We start from the raw sequence: 17535 nt of genomic DNA, 5'->3' as shown, positions 1-17535 counted from the left end.
ATAATTCAGTTTATTATATCCATTTCAAGTTCATTCTGTGTTACATGTAAATAAGTGATTCCTCCGGCCTTCACATCATAGTCTATTGTCACTGAAGAAGTGTCATAATCTACCGGATCACTATTACCAGGACTATTAATATTAAACACCACAGAACCATCTTTTGTCAACAATTTCAAATAGTGCTGTGTGAGATTATTAAGCGAAAATGATGTATTTGTGCTATTGATAACAACATCGGGAAGTTCAGTTGTATCTCCCGAAAAATTCCATGAAAAATCCGGGTCTGCACCATTTTGGTTGGGAGGAGCATATTTCATCATAAATGAATCATTTAGGAAATCCACTGTGCTTTCGCCGTTATTTACCTGAAATACATCCTTCCCTTCCCATTTTTCTATATACTCAGATCCCACGGATTTATCCTTATAGGTAACTTCAATCTCCAACTGGTCATTACCACCACTTTTGGAAAGGCTGTATATCAGAGTCTTTGTACCCGAAATTGCTTTTATTTCGTAGTTGGATGGATTCAGGTCTTGATTGCCAGCTGCTTCCAAATTCATATAAAAATCATAGATAGGCAGAGTCTTTGATGCATTTACAGCCCCTATTTCAATCTGGTTGGTAAGGGTTGTTGTTCCCATGGGGGGAACTACATCCAGTTCAATAATTGCGGTCTTATTCACATCATCTTTTTCTGCATTGGTATAGGTCATTGACTCCGCATAATTGGCCCATGCATCATAATATTCACTTTCAATATAGATATAGACCTTGTCAGAGGTCACGGGATTTGTTCTTGACGGCGATATGGATGTGTTGGGATACAAGACAAAAGGCCTGTTGTCCGATGTTACGGCAATGTTTACTTCTCCTTCTCCTGACGTTGAGGAGGAGCCATTGATCGTCATTATAGGTAAAGTGAGTGTTTCCCCGTTGTAATGAAATTCCGGGGGTGAAACCATTACAGAACCGCCATTTTCCCTGTACTTTGACCAGACGCCACCACCTTCATAAGCAATCTTCCTTTCATCGAGAGTATATTCAAAGGTACCCAATGAGCAATTGACTATAGGGGTAGAATTTGTAGTGTTCTGGATGACGATTCTTATATTACTGTTGTCGGAATATTCACCGTTAACACCAACTTCGCCTCCCATGAGGGAAAACGATGTAGTCTGGAGAGGAGATTCTCCGAGGGCTACTTTACTCATACGGGAGTCAAGAATCGTAAAAGCCTGTTCTACGTTTTGTGATTTGGAATTATCCTTCAGTTCATCAATTGCAGGGACGCTGTAAACCATCATTGCACTGATGGATACCACAGTAAGAGCAAACATGAGCAGAATACCAATAACAGAAGAGACTGCCTTACAGGAGACGGATAGGTTACTTATTCGTATCATATATCCACCATTATTCCACTCTCACCTTCATAGGTGAATGAGTTATATATACGTCTATATTTTCGGAAAAATCCTCTTTCCTTAAATGTACAGTTGTATTTGTTTCGTCTCTGTTTATTACCTGCATACCCATTGTTTCATTCAGGTAATTTTCCCAGCCAGTATAATAATCACTTTTCACAGTAATATCTACAGATGATACATTTTCATAAGAAAATACCGATGAATACCCTCCGTCTGCAATAACTCTGATCAATCCCTCTCCCGAAATTCCATTTGAACCCATTACTGCAGCAACAGGTATTATCATATTGTTGTCAGAAAGGACAAAACCGGGTTTTTTGACCATAATTGTGCCTTCATTTCCATATTTTGCCCAGACACCCGTATTTTCATAAGCTACTGCAGTTTCTTCATAAGAATGCTTTATTTCTCGCATTTGCCTCTTGAATGTTTGATTCTCCAAACCTGCAGATGAAGAATTCCAGGTCTGCATTGTTACATTGATAGTACTGGTGCCGCTGACCAGGGCATTGCCTCCATACATTTTTAGTTCAACTGATTGTGAGGGAGCCATATCGAAAACGACTTTGTTTATATTTTCACCTAGTACAATATGGCTCTGCTTTATATTTTCGGTATGGCCGTGCTCCTGGATATTTTGAAGAGCAGGATAACCTGCAACTCCTATTATAGATATGGCTATTAGCATTATTCCAAGTATCAATATGGTATCAACTACTTCTGACACTGCTCCTTCGGACTTGAATATTTTTTTGGGAACAATATGCATGAGATCGCCATTTTTTAGTGGACTTCTATTATCTCCGTAGTACTGTTGTAAAAGAAGTAATGCTCACCTGTTACACTGTTTATCGTAGCGGATTCTATATCTGTTGTTGTCAATTCATAGGGTATCTGGACCCTGGTTTCAGCAATGCCGTCGGATTCAAATATTATTTCATGTGTTTGGTTTGAAATTTGCATATAATAATATTCATCCGCTATTTTCATAGGTAACACAATATCGGATTGTATTTCTTCAACATTACCTCCGGATTTTCTGGTAAGGTTTATTGTTGTATCAATCTTAGTAAGCTGAAGAGCAATGCTACTGCCATGTATTTCGAATTGTTCCCGCATAACGGAATGTTCATTCCGATCCATCATTACATAGGAAGAATTCATCACAGACATAAATACCATGATCGTTATTACAAATGTCAATATAAAACCAATAGCTGTAGAAACTGCCCTCCTGTCATGGTATATTTTTTGCATATTAATCACTCACGGGACCGTTACGGGCAAGGTCACATTGATTTTGTTTTTACTTGAAGAGATAGCCACCGTTGCATTGATCATCTTGTATCTCTCACACCTGAATGATTCACCGTCAGTGAGTTCTCCTGATAGTGAATACAGTCCAATAACATTGCTTGAGTTTAAATATTTCAGACTGTATGTCTTCCCTGCTGTACTGTTGTCAAACTGGTAAGTTTCATTTTTGATATCTATTGGGATATGGTCGATGTTATAGGTTTGATTTGAAACATTAACCTTTATATTACTCCCCTCCTCATACATTTTCATAAACCAGATGGATGAACCGGATTGATCTAAGGCATGCACCTCGAAAGGTTCTGATATATCCCCCAGATTACTGGTATTAACTTCCATTGTGAAATTATCCGTAGCATTCACATTATCGATTATCGTCCAGTTCTCCTGCCCTGAGGATAAACCGTTTTTTGTAAAATATGCATCTTGGAGAGTACTGTTGGTAAATGAAAACGATACTCCCTTATATGCATATAATATCGTAACTTCACGGGAATAATTTTCAAGATAGCGACTGAAGACTGTATGATTGAAAGAAGAACCTGTGGTTGCATTGTAATAGGCTGCCTTTGTTGCTTCATCGGTCATACGGGCAATATTGGATACTTCAAAATAACTTATATCATTATTTGATTCAGAGGCTATGTTACTTGCATAAATAATATTATTTAGCATGACAGTTGAAACTACAACCATAAATCCTATGGTAAATGCAGCGAGCAGCAACATCTGTCCTGAATCATTAGATTTATCCATCATTCACTCCCTTTTTTACATACGCCACATTGTGAGTTTTACATCAACTATATTGTAGAAATCCGTTGTATTGTCCATATCTGGAATTGAAGTTCTGTTCTCAAAGGAAGAGGGATTTGCAAGGTCGTTATTTGAAAGTACAACTTTCCTTGAAACTATCACAGCATTATCAGAGGGGTCACCGTTGTATATGTAAGGCGATGTGAGAGTATTTTCTGAATCCAGCCTGAATGTAAATTCCATATTGTGGCCGATTCCTTTTGCTACCAGAGTTTGCTGCAGTAATTCTTTGACCGGACCACTGATAGTATCACTGCTGTTTGTCCTGGATATGTAATGAGTAGCGTTCCAGACATATTCATCACCACTCCACCCTATGATCTCTTTTTTGAGTTGAGAATCCTGATCATATTGTGAATGATCAAGTGCCATTACCATATCCTGGCCCAGGGTATATAGCTGTGATTCAATGTGTGCATTTGCTGTAGAAGATGTCAAAGGAGTAATTGTGGTTGCCTGAACGGCAAATATGAGTACCCCGATCATTACCATCGCTGCCATTATGGCTTCAAGTGTGTGAAGTTGTGCCGAATCATCATTACGAAAAATAAATTTCAGTGCCAATTTACCACACCCTGACAGATATTGTGGCGGTTTGCACATTATTGTTTTCTGAATTTTCAAAAAGAACAGTTCTTTTTGTTTGTCCTATGTTTCCAACAGAAGGCAGTGGCTTTCCAGCCATGTATATTGTCGATGAATTATGTTCGAGAGTTATATTCAGATCATAACTACTAAATTCCCCTTTTAACCCGAGAGAGGACAAAGTCGTTTCATAACTGTTATTTAACAATGAAAAAAAAGTTTCCGTATTTTCGCTGTTTATGAGGTTGGTAGTGGTCATATCTCCAGAACCCATTTCTTTTTCTGTGATAGTTACTGCCACACGATCTGCAATCAGGGTTACTTCATCTGATTCAGAATTAAATGGCGTAAACAACCCGGAAGTATAATTGAACACAAAAAAAATTGCAAATATAAAAATTGTAATTGCGGCCAGATAATCGATTGTAATCTGGCCATCTAAGCCTGTTTTAAGCGTATTATCTTTCCTTGACCTGTATGTCATCATATTTCAGTCCATTCAAAAGATGCCAGAATATAACTATATGTTACCGATTCCTCAAGTATGTTTATTTAATAATATGAATTATAAAAATATGGCGATGAATGTTGATAGTATTGAAAGTGCCTTCTGTGTGTACCAATATGTAAAATTTATGTACACAAAAAAACAAAAGAAAAAATTAAAGGGACCTCTGTACCCCTTCATTTGTATCAGATGATGTGTCATCAATTTCTTCAAAATCTGCCACATAGGTATATGAGGTATCATTATTTTCTATCATACGATATGTGACTACCACAGATGCGATCACAACAATCGGAGTAGTAATCAGTGAACCAATAACTACATAGCTGCCGATGGCACTGATTATCCAGAGAATGATGGAGATGATTGCCGTATCCAGGAAATTGTTTTTTCCAATCTCAATACTTTCCTTGATGGCATCAACTCCACTGTAGCCCCTGATGACAAGTAACGGAAAAGCATACAGTAACAGTATGGAAAGGATAATTCCCGGTATTATGAGCAGCATATAGCCAACTAATAACAGAACAGCCGCCACAATAGCGAAACCCCAACTTCTCACGAAATGATCAAATCCACTGAATACATCTTTGTAATCAATAGGCTCTCCCTTAACGCCCCTGACAGCCATATCAACCAGCCCATAGAACAGCGGGGCAATTGTCACAATAAGAATCGAACCGATCATGGCGACCAATGTAGCAATGATGTATGTCATGAAGTTTTCTTTGAAAACATCCCATGTGTCTGAAAATATCTTCTCATAATCCATAAATGATCTCCTGAAAATTGTGTATAATTATGACTCTAAAATATATAAGAACTCTATTATATAAATATATAACCTGTCGATTTATAGTCGGTTTTGTGGCATGGAGTGGAACTGGATTGCTCAGGCTGTATTCTTTTGAAAAGCAATTTAACGTAAAACGTACATAGTAAAGTCAGGAGGGTAAGAATGAAAAATACCATTACCAGGAGTTTTGAACTTGGGGATTATGCAATAAAAGGAGCACAGATTGATGGATTTTCCATGACGCTGCATGACCGCGAACATTTGAGCACTGAAGTTAAATATGTGCCCGCCTGCTGTGACAGCTTTACAAAAGACCAGATAGAGGAACTGATCCAAAGAATTATGGAAAAAGCAAGTTATTTCATGGAAAAACTTCATGAAAACATCAAATGCAATGTCATTTTCGTGGATTTTGAAGAAACGGGTTTCACGCCTGATAGTGACATGCCATCAATAGAAGTGCGCTCCCTGGAAAAGTTGCACGTAATATACAGGTTTTCAGTGGAATATTATATCTAAAAAATAAATTACAGGAGTTGGGTAGATTCTTCCTGCTTTTGCATTTTCACAACCAAAAAACGCAGAATTCCGCCACCTGCGTTACCTACCAGATGTGGGATCTTTGCAGGACTCTCAATAATTGAATCCTTCTCCACAATCTCGGCTTCATCGCCAATTTCAACTCTGGCCTTGCCTTCAAGTATATAGAAAAACACATCCACCGGAGTAATATGTTTTTTCAGAGACTGTTTTGGCTTAAGGGTTATGTGCATTGCCTGGCCATGGTCTGATGCATACATCTTTCGCACATCTGCACCATGCGGATTCTTTTTTTGCTCGGCATCTTTTACGTATCGGATTTGCATATTAAATTCTCCTATAGAGGGGATGGGAGGCTTTAGAGCAGCCTCCCCAGATCATTTTCTACAGTTGTGTTCTTGCTGATGTTGAAATTTTCAACCAGCACGTTTAACACATTCGGGGAAACAAACGCCGGCAATCTCGGCCCCAGTACAATGTTCTTGACGCCAAGACTTAGCAGGGCAAGCAAGACAAGGACTGCCTTTTGTTCATACCAGGCAATATTGTAGGAAACCGGCAGATCATTTATGTCATCCAGTTCAAAGGCTTCAGCCAGCTTCTGGGCAATGACAACCAGTGAGTAGGAATCATTACACTGGCCCGCATCCAGTACTCTGGGTATACCGCCAATGTCTCCCAGGTCCAGCTTATTATACCGATACTTGGCACAACCTGCTGTAAGAATTACCGCATCCTGTGGCAGTTGTTTTGCAAATTCAGTATAATATTCCCTGTCGTGTTGTCTCCCGTCACACCCTGCCATGACAATAAACCGGGATATCTGGCCGGCTTTTACTGCATCCACGATCTTGTCGGCAACTGAAAGGGCGGCATTGTGTGCAAATCCGGCAGGAATTGCGCCATTTTCCAGTTGTTCGGGTGGTCTGGATTGTTTTGCCATTTCAATGATTTCAGAGAAATCTTTTGTACCGTCTTCTTTCTCTTCGATGTGTTTGAGTCCTTCAGATCCGACCATTGCTGTTGTGAATATCCGGTCTGAATAGGAATCCTTGGGAGGTACAAGACAGTTTGTGGTCATAAGTACAGGACCATTGAATTTTTCAAATTCGGTTTTCTGGTGCCACCATGACCCACCGTAGTTGCCCACCAGGTGTTCGTACTTCTTAAATTCAGGATAGGCATTGGCAGGCAACATTTCACCGTGGGTATATACATCTACACCGCTGCCTTCAGTCTGTTTCAGGAGCTGGTCCATGTCCTTCAGATCATGCCCACTGATAAGGATTCCCGGATTGCTGCCGGTTCCAATATTAATCTCTGTGGGTTCCGGATGACCATAAGTTGCAGTGTTGGCTTCATCCAGCATTGCCATCGTCTTGACACCGAAACTTCCACATTCCAGCACCAGGCCTGTGAGATCATCTACGGATAGGGAGTCATCAAGAGTGGCTACCAGTGCCCTGTCAACAAAAGCCTCAATATCTTTATCTTTGTGACCAAGCACACGGGCATGGTATGCATAAGCAGCCATACCTTTTAGACCATATACCAGTAATTCTCTCAGGGATCTGATATCTTCATTTTCAGTTGCCAGGATGCTGACTGAATCCGTGTTTCCAAGTTCATCCGGGTTGACCGTTGCAGCCTGTGGAAGTTCGCTCAGGTCCACTCCATGTGCCTGGAGTTCGGATTTAATCTGTTCCCTTTTATCATATGCATCCTGAATCCACTTCTTGAAATCAGTGGCACTGAAGTTGACATTGGTTACTGTTGAGAAAAGGGCTTCTTCCATGAAACGGGAATCAATATAATCTTCTGGTTCTCCTTCCTCTTGCTCATTTCCTTTCAGGGCATTTATTAATCGGGTTTTCAGTCCCGGATTTTCGGGAACTGTGTCTCTTGCTTTCTGGTTGACAGCGGCAAGACCTTTAAGCATATAAATAAGCTGGTCCTGCAGATCTGCAACTTCATTTGATTTCCCGCATGCTCCACCCTTTGTACAGGCTTCTCCTTTTGCTGTTTCTTCACATTGGTAACAAAACATATTTTCCTCCACACTTTATAGATATTTTGCAACATTTATATCTAGCAAAGTATCTTCTTGATACTAAGTATTATTAGGATACTGGTTTATATAATAGAAGGTTTCTAACTAGATACTATGAAAGATTGCACCCTTTACAAGATGATGGACATAATTGGCAAACGCTGGACGCTGTGTATTCTACTGGAATTGCATAAAGGAGATAGATACCAGAAACAGTTCAATGAACTCAAAGCAATGTTGGGAGATATTACACCAAAAATGCTGTCTACCCGCCTGAAGGAACTTGAGTCACATGGACTTGTCGAAAAGAAAATTGATTCCTCGGCCATCCCTGTAAAATCCTTCTATTCGTTAAGTGAAAGTGGACAGGAATTTATCGAAATAATCAAGGAAATCAAGGGATGGGGTCTCAAATGGAAGTTTGACAATCCGCTTTGCAGTGTTTCCGATTGTAAGTATTGCGGTGTTGGAAAAACAGCCGGGAACTAAAACTGTAATTGTTACCGGGCGGATATTTCCAATATTCCTCTTGCCGCCAGGATTCCGGTTGCAGAAGCATTAACTATGTCTCTGGACAATCCTGCTCCGTCCCCGGCTGCAAACAGGTTCCTGGTACTTGATTGCATATTCCCGTCAACCTGTATTTTCATGGAATAAAACTTGACCTCCGGAGCATAGAGAAGGGTGGAGTCGCAAGCCACACCGGGGATGATCCTGTCAAGGGTTTCCAGTCCCTCTATGATATCCATAACTATTCTGTGCGGCATGGCCATTGAAATATCTCCTGGCGTTACATCTTTTAGGGTATTCACCACCGGATTTCTTGTAAGACGCGCTTCAGTGGAACGCCGCCCTCTTCTCAGATCTCCCATTCTCTGGAGGACAGGTTTGCCTCCTCCTATGGTGGTTGCCAGTTTTGCCACCGACCTGGCATACTTTATTGTGTTTTCAATGGGTTTTGTCAGTTCGATATGTACCAGGAATGCGAAATTGGTATTCTCAGAAACCGTGTCATGCATTGAATGCCCGTTGATGGCAATGAATCCTTCATACTCTTCCCTGACAACAAAACCGTGTTCATTGGTACAGAAAGTACGTATGAAATCGTCATATTTGCGGGTCTGGATGTGGAATTTCGGATCACGGTTAATTTTGGTCACAGGATCCATTATGATTGCAGGAACCTCCACACGAACGCCGATGTCCACACCTGCAAACCGGGCATCAATGGAATGTTTATCAACCATTTCATTGACCCATTTTCCCCCAATCCTGCCGGGTGCAAGAAGCGTATAACTGCATTCTATTGTCCTGCCGTTATTCAGGTAAACACCCTTGCAGACATTGTTCTCAATCCAGAGATCTTTCACGTCAGTATTCAGGAGAAAATCCACTCCATTTTCATCAAGTCTCTTTTTAAAGTTCCCAATAACAGCAGGTGCGTTATCTGTTCCTATATGCCGTTGTTTTATATCGATGAATTTTGCTCCCACCGACGCAGCCCGGCGTTGTAGTTGTTCTACATCTTCTCCCTTTGGTGAGATCATTTTTTCTGTGGCACCACACTGCAGGAATATATTATCCACATAATCCACAAGTTCCCATGCCTTCTCCTGATCATGAGTGAATTCTAAAAGATCTCCTCCGGTATCCGGTCTTAAATTCAGGGTCCCGTCAGAAAATGTCCCCGCTCCGCCAACTCCACACATGATATTGCAGGGGGTACAGTGCATACAGTGTTGAACGGATTCCATAGGACAATGTCTCTTTTCGACATCCCTGCCCCTGTCAATTACCAGGATTTTCAAACCATGACCGGAAAGTTCATTGGCTGCAAACATCCCGGCAGGTCCGGCTCCGATAATAATTACATCGTATAGGTTGTCTACTGCCATAATATTGTCTTTCTCCTCATATAACTGAATTTTTATGATTAAATAGTTGTCCGTATTTTCATCCGGCGTTTATTTCCCCCAAATATATTGAAAGTGCTGGTGGAAAAGTTCAACATAACACCGATCACTACTGTAGAAGAAAATATGGCAATACTCTTAAAATGAACTCTTAAAAATGGAGACAGGACCCTTTCCGGGTCAATTGTTTTTTTAATCGATCTTTATATGAGAAAAGTCCTTCTCCTGCCTCATCAATGATGGGGAATCAGTTTGGCAGAAGTAAATTGAGTTGAATAGTTGCACTGAAATAAATAAAAGAAGAACGAAGAATGAATTACATCATTCGCAACTTTTCAATTCTGTTACATAGTCATAGACAAAAGCAGCCACTAGAGCTCCAACTATTGGTCCGATGATATAGATTGGGAACTGCCACCAGAAGTTTGTACCTCCTAGCATAAAATCAGCAAGATACGGTCCGAAAGTACGGGCAGGGTTAAGCGATGAACCTGTTATGTTCCCCACAACAATTATGTCCGCAGCAACTACAAGACCGATTGCCAGTCCCGCAAAACCTGCTGGTGCTCTTTTGTCGACAGATGAACCCATAATTGTCAGCATCAGGAAGAAAGTTGCTACTGCTTCACAGAGCATTGCCTGACTATAGCTGACACCGTCAAACATTGCAGTTGCCCCCAGGCCAGTATCAACTGCACGGGAACCTAAAATTGCCACAATTGTAAATGATGCAAGACTTGCGCCTATTAACTGAGCAACGGTGTAACCTATCATATCCTTTGCAGGAAAACGTCCTGTGGCCCACAGTGCAATGCTCACTGCAGGATTGATATGTGTACCCGATATGTGCCCAAATGCATATATCATTGCAATTATCGCTATGGCAAAAGCAATGCCTATAGCAAACCAGGCTTCGATGTTTAGACCAACATTAAAAGAATTCTCCGGGATCCGGTTCGCACCTTGCACCAGCAACATAGCGGTCACTACAGATCCGGTACCAAGGAACACCAGCACATAGGTACCTATGAGTTCAGCAATGGACCTTTTGAACAAACTTATTTCTGACATAAAGACACCTCTCAAAATAAGATAGTGTTCAAAGAAGGCACACTATCTCTAGGCTTTTCACACTGCTTCCTTCCAGTTGCAATAGTTGCACTTGTAATCAAAGTAGTTTGCAGTGCAGAACTTACACACCCTTGCCGGGGAGTGTGGGTCCTCCTTATGCAGAGAAATTATATTCGTCATGAGGGTTGCGGTTACAGGCTCACTTGTGAGCAGGCATGGGAAGTCAGCAAGCCTCATAAGGGAGGAGAAACGGACAGTTATCGCACATGCAGGATATGCATAACGCTGCGGGTTATTTATCACATCATTGTTTTCGATCGCACTGTAGTCAATAGGTATGCCCTGGACTACCGATCCGGCTCCCCTTGGTTTGTGGTCGATAATGCGCTCACCCTTCTCGATCAGGTCTATGAAATCCACGTTATGCAACTCTGCTGCAGCATCCCTTGCAGGATTGGTGAGGACATAATTGTGGAATCTCTTTACCAGCAGATCATTGACCATCATTGTAGTGAAGCCATCCATCCAGAGAATTTTAGTGGTAGCACCTGCTGTAGCATCGGTAGCGATTGTCAGTGGAGAATACTCGTTCTTGAACTTGCCCATTGCACTTTCTAGTGTGTCATAGAGCACACCGCTGACAGCCTCCAGGATGGCCATCGTCATATCATCTTTTGTCATATTGAACATGGACTGAGAGATGTGGTGCGCGACGTCCCCTACACCATATGCTGGAACGGTTACTATGTTTCCGTAGAAAACCTCCTCATCCATTGCAGCTTTCACAGTGCCTTCCATTTTTTTCCGATATCCTTCCATATATTTTTTGACATCGAAGGAGGTGTGGCCATGCTGCTCCATGAGCAGTGCCTGGGCTTCCACCGGTGTATCGTATACCATTTTGAGCATTTCAATCTCATCTTTCACTGCATCGGCAGCAGTCTTGCCTTCTTCCAAAGAGGTCTGGAACTGGGCACCAATACCGTACGAGGTATTCATACCCCAGGATTTAGAGGAGAGTATTGCGCGCTTGTGATCAACAGGGATGTCCAGGTTCTGAAGAATCCTGTTGACGACATTGCTGGTACTTCCGGGACTGAATGCAAAATCCACAACACAGGTCGGACCATAGAATCCACCATATCTTCTTATTGATTCCTTCCCTATAAGGGCTTCAGCTTTTCCAATAGCATCAACAAATTTCTCGACGGATGCCCTGAATGCCGGGTCTTCATCATAGAGAATTTCAAGGACAGGGGGTGTCTGGTAATGCTCAACGAAGGGATCATCTTCCGGCCTAACTGTGTCAGTAAGGGATGTCAGGACATTATAGTGAGCATTGACCGAATTAATATGCAAATCGAATACTTCCTTGCTTTGCTCACCCTCTGGAGACATCTGATTGACAGCATCCACATACGGTTTTGCGTCAGTCACTTTGAACTCTGTTCCTCTTTTATCTTTAATCGTGCTTATAACAGCCTTCTGTGCATTTATGGCCTCTCTGGCCATCTTGTCGTATATTTTCTTCACTTCCTATACCTCCACTAATAGGTTTCATAAAAAAGTATATCCTGTGTAAATAAAAAGTTTATGGTATATCTTACCGTAACATATAAAACATACCATGTAACTTTATTTTATACCTCTAATTGGAGATAGCTCAGAGTAGAGAAATACATATATTAATATAGAAAATATATGGAGCACATATGCCGACTGAAGGATATTCGAGTACAACAATCAAAACCCCTGTATATGACATGTTAAAAAAAGTTGCAAAGGAAAGAGGAGTTTCTATTTCCGATGTTATCGAAGAAGCAACAATTGAAATGGGCGACCATGCACCTGAACTGGAGAGCATCGACTCGATATCAGCTGAAATGCAACATCTGATTAGCACCACTCAAAAAATGCAGGAAAGAGCGATCCGTAAAGTCGACAGAATAATCAGTGATTTTAAGAGGTCAAAGGAAAAATACCAGACACTCGTTGAAACAAACCCCGACCTTGTGTTCTCCATTGATCCTGCAGGAAACTTCACCTATGTCAATCCAGTGAGCTATGACTACCTAAAAATAAGCCCAGGTGAAACAATTGGACACAATATACTGGATTTCGTTCATAAAGATGACGCTGAAAAACTGGAAAATATTATTGAGAATCTCAAGAACGGGAATAAGAGCACAGGGATGCTGAAGTTCCTTGATGACGAAGGACACGATAAATATTTCAACATCAGCATCAGCCCTTTGATGAAGAACGGAAAGGTCCTAGAAGCGGTTGGTGTAGCAGATGACCTTACAGAACATCAGAGGATGATGGATGAGATCGCTTATCTCAAACAATTCAACGAAAGCATTGTCCAGAATGCGCCACTTGGTATTGTCACTTTTGACAAAAAAGGAAATATAACATATTTTAATGAAGTATTTCCAAAGTTGCTTCAGTGCAGCGAGGACGATCTCAAGGGCGGAAATGTGTTTCATGATGCTGTTGACGGCAGACTTGAAGAGTGGTACAGAAGATGCCTTGATGGCGAATATTGTGAATACAATGGTGCCTGCAGCATCAGTGAAAATGGATTAAAACGAATGTACCACAAATGGTTTTCACCAATCAAAATAGGGAGAGAGGTTATAGGTGGTGTCTGTATAGTAGATGATATCACTAAAAAAGAAAGTTCAGTAGTTCTCTAATTTTACCTCCATCTTTTTCCTACCCCTATTGAATTACCTTAAACACTGCACTCCTAGCTGAATTCTTAACTTTCTCCTAAGCCATTTTTCAACAAACAGAATAAATCTGACAAACCTGAACCCCCCGTGTTCATCAATGGTTATTGGACCTGGTTTTAGAGTACCGACAGAACTGTGAAGAAGAATATTCTCATTTGCCTGGATAAGTTCTTCAAGACTTAGTTGCCTGAGATGATATCTCAAAGATGTTTCACATGGAATCTCTTGATAGTGTTTTGATGCAGAATAAACTGAACTCTTATCCACTGCCATACACATGGCAGTGTAAAATAGATCTTTGGAGGTAAGTGAACCGTTTATCCTAAGGTCGATATTCTCTAGAAGTGGTTTAAGAACAGCATCAATACACTGTATTGGTCTTAATTCAATCTTTTCACAGGTCCTTGTATTGGATGGTGGAAATGACATATGGCGGCGGAAACCATTTCGTCCCATACTGGAATCTATGTATATCAACAGGACAGACAAAGGTGGTCGACCTGAAAATGATGTTGTAATGATGTTCAAAATGCTTGTATTACAACAATGGCATGGTCTTTTTTGATCCAGAACTTGAACGACAATGTATTGATCGTATTTCATTCAGAAAATTCCTGGGTCATGTTGAATCAGAGATTTAACAGGAGTTGCAGATTTTTAATCTGCAACATTTTCCAAAACGAATACCTGATGACACAACTGTATGGTCATTCAGGGAGAGGATTTAAAAAGGGAATGATTCAGGATGCAACCTTTATTGTTGCAGAACCTGGACATGCCAATCAGGAGAAAATGAGAGGTGATGAGGCAAAAACAAGAAGAAGCAGGGATGGAAATTAAGGGATATTTCGGAGTGGCGGCAAAAGGATTTGCAGCAACGATGCAAAGAGCGGTAAGAGGAAAGCCACTGAATATCAGACAGATAATGCGCAATTACAGGATTAGTGTATAGAGAATGCCCTGTGAAAGGGTGTATGCGGTGACAAAAGGCGTATTCAAAGCGGGAAAGATGATGGTTACGACAGTGAAAAGAGTAAACCTAAAAATGATGGTTACGGTGTTTTGTTTCAATTTGCATCAAATGAGGACGTTAAAAAGAAAAGGGGGTGATGGCCTGAGAGCGGAAGCTATCTAAAAATAAGCAGATATTTCAGAATAAATTGCCTGGGAAACAGGCCAATGGAACAATAATAAGAACAATTTTTATAGAAGTTCTGGAAGAGGAACGTTAATCTGAATCCTCTTTTATAAAAATAGATTTATAGCCATACTACATTGCCGCTTAAACTGAATTAGGAAATAAAACCCCGGGATAAAATATGCAACTCAGTAATACAATACCTGAAAAATGTACATCAATGGGCCAATTTTTGTATACCAATTGTAACACTCTTTCAGAAAAGGTTGTCGAAAGACAATATGCCCGGCAACCCGAATTGACTGCAAAGTATGGCAAAAAAGGAAAAAAACTGTCATTGCAGGATTGTAGATATCACATATTCTACCTGGGAGAAGCTATCTGTGTTCATAGTAAACCTCTATTCCTGGATTACATGCAATGGGTCAAAGTCCTTATGCATAACCTGGGAATTCCGGAAAAATACCTGATCACAAACTTTCAGATTATAAAAGAAGTTGTTTCCGAAAAAGTTGCTGAAAACCAGTTTACAAAGGAAGAAGCAGATATTATACATGAATATCTAGATGCCGGGTTAATGGCATTTGAAGAAAAAGAAAATGATACAGTATCTTATATTGATCGAAATACATATTATGGTAAATTAGCAGGCAAATATATTGACCTGCTTATTGAAGGAAAAAAGAATGCTGCATCCGACTTAATTTTCAGTGCTCTTGAAAAAGGAGCGACTATAGAAGATATCTATCTTAATATATTCCAGCCTTCACAATATGAAGTGGGAAGACTCTGGCAAACCAACGTGATAAGCGTTGCCAAAGAACACTATATTACTGCTTCAACTCAACACATTATGTCCCGGCTTTATCCAGAAATGATTTCACAGGGAAATAAGGATAGGACCGTTGTGGCTACCTGCATAGGTAATGAATTACACGAATTGGGCGTGAGAATGGTTGCAGACTTCTTTGAGATGGATGGCTGGAATAGTTATTACCTGGGAGCAAATACGCCTGCAGAAAGTATAATACAGACAGTTAATGATACAAATGCGCAGGTTGTTATTGTTTCTGCTACCCTTTCAATCAATGTTCATAAGCTAAAGGCACTGGTTCAGGAATTGAGGAATTCAAAAGATCTGGAAAATACAACTATCATGGTAGGTGGACATCCATTCAACATCGATCCTGAATTATGGGAAAAAGTGGGTGCGGATCTCTATGCTCCGGATGCAAAGCAGTCGGTGGCGCTGGCAAATGAATTATTTGACAGGAAATAACGTTTGAGTGATTTGTTGCTGAAATAAACATAGCAGAAGAAGCCGGATTTGTATATTCTTGTGAAGGGATAGGCATGGATGACAGTGAAATATATGATCAGATGTCACAGTTGAATAATGAGTTAGTAAATACTCAACGTGATCTTGTAAAGACAAATAAAAATCTGGAATATCAAATAGAGAGATTCAAAGTCACACTTCAAAATATTGCAGATCCTGTAATTGTGACAGATGAGAATTTTATTATTACACTGGTTAATCAAAAAGCATTCTCTTTTATTGGTAATAACCAGGACATCATCAACAAACCAATCGATGAAGTTTTGCAATTTAAAGAAACAACATCAAATTCTGAAAATGGTGTATTTACATTATCACAGCAGGAAAGCATATTTCCCTTACATCATAAAGAACTATTACTTTTCTCCTATAGCCAGGAACCGTTTTTTGTAGAACTCAGTATTTCTGCAATTGAAGAAAAATCCGGAATAACAAGTGGGTATGTAGTGGTAATTCACTCTATTGCTGAAAGAAAAAAGATAGAAATTCAACAAACTGAAATTAAGGATATTTTACAGGTAATCAATCGAATATTGCGCCATGACATATTGAATCATCTAAACGTGATTCAGATGGCAACATACCTGTCAGAAAAAAAGGGCGATTTTACTTATCTGAGCAAAGTCATGAAATCTGTAGAAGCCAGTATAAAATTGGTTAATGACATGAAAAATCTGGAATATACGGTATCCAAAGGAGGCAAACTTGCAGTATATGAAACCCGTGAAATAATAGAAGAAGTAAGTTCCAATTACCCCATCCAGTTCAATATTAGCGGTTACGGTAAGATTGTAGCTGATGAAGCATTCAGTTCTGTAATTGACAATCTGATTCGAAATGCCATTAACCATGGCAAAACAGAAAAAATGGATATTGTGATATCCCCTAACAAAGACTATAGTGAGATCAGTATCAGGGATTACGGGGCTGGGATGAAAAAAGATATCCTTGACAAAATATTTGATGAAAATTTCAAGGCTGGAAGTACCGGGAATACTGGGATTGGTTTATACATTGTCAAAAAAGTTGTTGAAAGGTATGGAGGTAAAATCAAGGTGGAAAGTGAATTAGGAAAAGGAACGACATTTACACTAACGGTGCCATCAAAAAAATAAAATTTGCAAAACCTGCTCTCGGGTATTGTAACAAGTAAGGGGTTTGCAAAAGATAAAAGCATGAACAGAATAATAGTGACAGATTGGTGTTTAATTATTATTCTTCTTTTTCTTGTAACTACCTTTTATGAATACTTAATCTAGAACAGGCCACTGTTTTTCGCTAATTATATTTC

General features: G+C 40.1%; 18 protein-coding genes and 1 pseudogene. 6 read left to right on the top strand and 13 right to left on the bottom strand.

Features of this window, described 5'->3' with window-relative positions; genetic code table 11:
* Window positions 1–5 precede the first annotated feature (5 nt).
* The 7 genes from CI957_RS03880 to CI957_RS03850 all read right to left on the bottom strand — a co-directional run bounded on the left by CI957_RS03880 (window position 6) and on the right by CI957_RS03850 (window position 5431).
* A complete protein-coding gene (locus CI957_RS03880) occupies window positions 6–1409 on the bottom strand; it encodes a hypothetical protein (protein WP_128754253.1) in 1404 nt (467 codons plus the stop codon).
* 10 nt (window positions 1410–1419) lie between these two features.
* On the bottom strand, window positions 1420–2160 hold the full coding sequence (locus tag CI957_RS03875; protein ID WP_241645879.1) for a hypothetical protein: 741 nt from the start codon (window positions 2158–2160) through the stop codon (window positions 1420–1422).
* Window positions 2161–2216: 56 nt separating this feature from the next.
* Window positions 2217–2690: a hypothetical protein gene (locus tag CI957_RS03870; protein ID WP_128754252.1), complete on the bottom strand. Its 474-nt coding sequence runs from the start codon at window positions 2688–2690 to the stop codon at window positions 2217–2219.
* 9 nt (window positions 2691–2699) lie between these two features.
* Window positions 2700–3509, bottom strand: a complete 810-nt coding sequence (locus CI957_RS03865) for a hypothetical protein (protein ID WP_128754251.1) — start codon at window positions 3507–3509, stop codon at window positions 2700–2702.
* Window positions 3510–3521: 12 nt separating this feature from the next.
* Window positions 3522–4130 (bottom strand): hypothetical protein, encoded by a 609-nt coding sequence (locus tag CI957_RS03860; RefSeq protein ID WP_241645877.1) that lies wholly within the window; start codon window positions 4128–4130, stop codon window positions 3522–3524.
* A 1-nt stretch (window position 4131) separates the two neighbouring features.
* Entirely contained in the window at window positions 4132–4638 is a 507-nt protein-coding gene (locus tag CI957_RS10590) for a hypothetical protein (RefSeq protein ID WP_164909021.1), read from the bottom strand.
* A gap of 175 nt (window positions 4639–4813) precedes the next feature.
* Window positions 4814–5431, bottom strand: coding sequence for a glycerophosphoryl diester phosphodiesterase membrane domain-containing protein (locus tag CI957_RS03850; RefSeq protein WP_105459930.1), 618 nt, complete (start codon window positions 5429–5431; stop codon window positions 4814–4816).
* A 186-nt stretch (window positions 5432–5617) separates the two neighbouring features.
* Between CI957_RS03850 and CI957_RS03845 the strand changes: the two genes are divergently transcribed.
* On the top strand, window positions 5618–5974 hold the full coding sequence (locus tag CI957_RS03845) for a hypothetical protein (protein ID WP_096711817.1): 357 nt from the start codon (window positions 5618–5620) through the stop codon (window positions 5972–5974).
* 8 nt (window positions 5975–5982) lie between these two features.
* Here CI957_RS03845 and CI957_RS03840 read toward each other — a convergent pair whose 3' ends face one another.
* Both CI957_RS03840 and hcp read right to left on the bottom strand, forming a co-directional pair.
* Complete coding sequence (locus CI957_RS03840) at window positions 5983–6321, bottom strand: cupin domain-containing protein (protein WP_128754250.1); 339 nt, start codon at window positions 6319–6321, stop codon at window positions 5983–5985.
* Window positions 6322–6353: 32 nt separating this feature from the next.
* Complete coding sequence (gene hcp / locus CI957_RS03835) at window positions 6354–8042, bottom strand: hydroxylamine reductase (RefSeq protein WP_128754249.1); 1689 nt, start codon at window positions 8040–8042, stop codon at window positions 6354–6356.
* A gap of 117 nt (window positions 8043–8159) precedes the next feature.
* Here hcp and CI957_RS03830 point away from each other — a divergent pair, with 117 nt between their 5' ends.
* Window positions 8160–8534, top strand: coding sequence for a helix-turn-helix domain-containing protein (locus tag CI957_RS03830; protein ID WP_096711814.1), 375 nt, complete (start codon window positions 8160–8162; stop codon window positions 8532–8534).
* 11 nt (window positions 8535–8545) lie between these two features.
* Here CI957_RS03830 and CI957_RS03825 read toward each other — a convergent pair whose 3' ends face one another.
* The 3 genes from CI957_RS03825 to CI957_RS03815 form a co-directional block, all read right to left on the bottom strand.
* Window positions 8546–9940, bottom strand: coding sequence for an NAD(P)/FAD-dependent oxidoreductase (locus CI957_RS03825; RefSeq protein ID WP_128754248.1), 1395 nt, complete (start codon window positions 9938–9940; stop codon window positions 8546–8548).
* A 339-nt stretch (window positions 9941–10279) separates the two neighbouring features.
* Window positions 10280–11029 (bottom strand): MIP/aquaporin family protein, encoded by a 750-nt coding sequence (locus CI957_RS03820; RefSeq protein WP_128754247.1) that lies wholly within the window; start codon window positions 11027–11029, stop codon window positions 10280–10282.
* Window positions 11030–11086: 57 nt separating this feature from the next.
* Window positions 11087–12562, bottom strand: a complete 1476-nt coding sequence (locus tag CI957_RS03815; RefSeq protein ID WP_128754246.1) for a DUF2193 domain-containing protein — start codon at window positions 12560–12562, stop codon at window positions 11087–11089.
* A 179-nt stretch (window positions 12563–12741) separates the two neighbouring features.
* Here CI957_RS03815 and CI957_RS03810 point away from each other — a divergent pair, with 179 nt between their 5' ends.
* The gene (locus CI957_RS03810) at window positions 12742–13728 is read left to right on the top strand and encodes a PAS domain-containing protein (protein WP_096711806.1); all 987 of its coding nucleotides are present in this window, start codon (window positions 12742–12744) and stop codon (window positions 13726–13728) included.
* 33 nt (window positions 13729–13761) lie between these two features.
* Here the strand turns inward: CI957_RS03810 and CI957_RS03805 are convergent, their stop codons facing one another.
* The gene (locus CI957_RS03805) at window positions 13762–14196 is read right to left on the bottom strand and encodes a hypothetical protein (protein WP_241645875.1); all 435 of its coding nucleotides are present in this window, start codon (window positions 14194–14196) and stop codon (window positions 13762–13764) included.
* 1 nt (window position 14197) lies between these two features.
* Between CI957_RS03805 and CI957_RS03800 the strand changes: the two are divergent.
* From CI957_RS03800 to CI957_RS03790, 3 genes and pseudogenes are all read left to right on the top strand, one after another.
* Window positions 14198–14902, top strand: a pseudogene (locus CI957_RS03800) (transposase); the annotation flags it as partial.
* A 184-nt stretch (window positions 14903–15086) separates the two neighbouring features.
* Complete coding sequence (locus CI957_RS03795) at window positions 15087–16184, top strand: B12-binding domain-containing protein (RefSeq protein WP_096711810.1); 1098 nt, start codon at window positions 15087–15089, stop codon at window positions 16182–16184.
* A 74-nt stretch (window positions 16185–16258) separates the two neighbouring features.
* Entirely contained in the window at window positions 16259–17359 is a 1101-nt protein-coding gene (locus tag CI957_RS03790) for an ATP-binding protein (RefSeq protein WP_096711809.1), read from the top strand.
* The last annotated feature ends 176 nt before the right edge of the window (window positions 17360–17535 follow it).

It is taken from the genome of Methanohalophilus sp. WG1-DM (assembly GCF_004104135.1).
Taxonomy (GTDB): domain Archaea; phylum Halobacteriota; class Methanosarcinia; order Methanosarcinales; family Methanosarcinaceae; genus Methanohalophilus; species Methanohalophilus euhalobius.
This window is presented reverse-complemented; position numbering and strand designations above follow the sequence as displayed.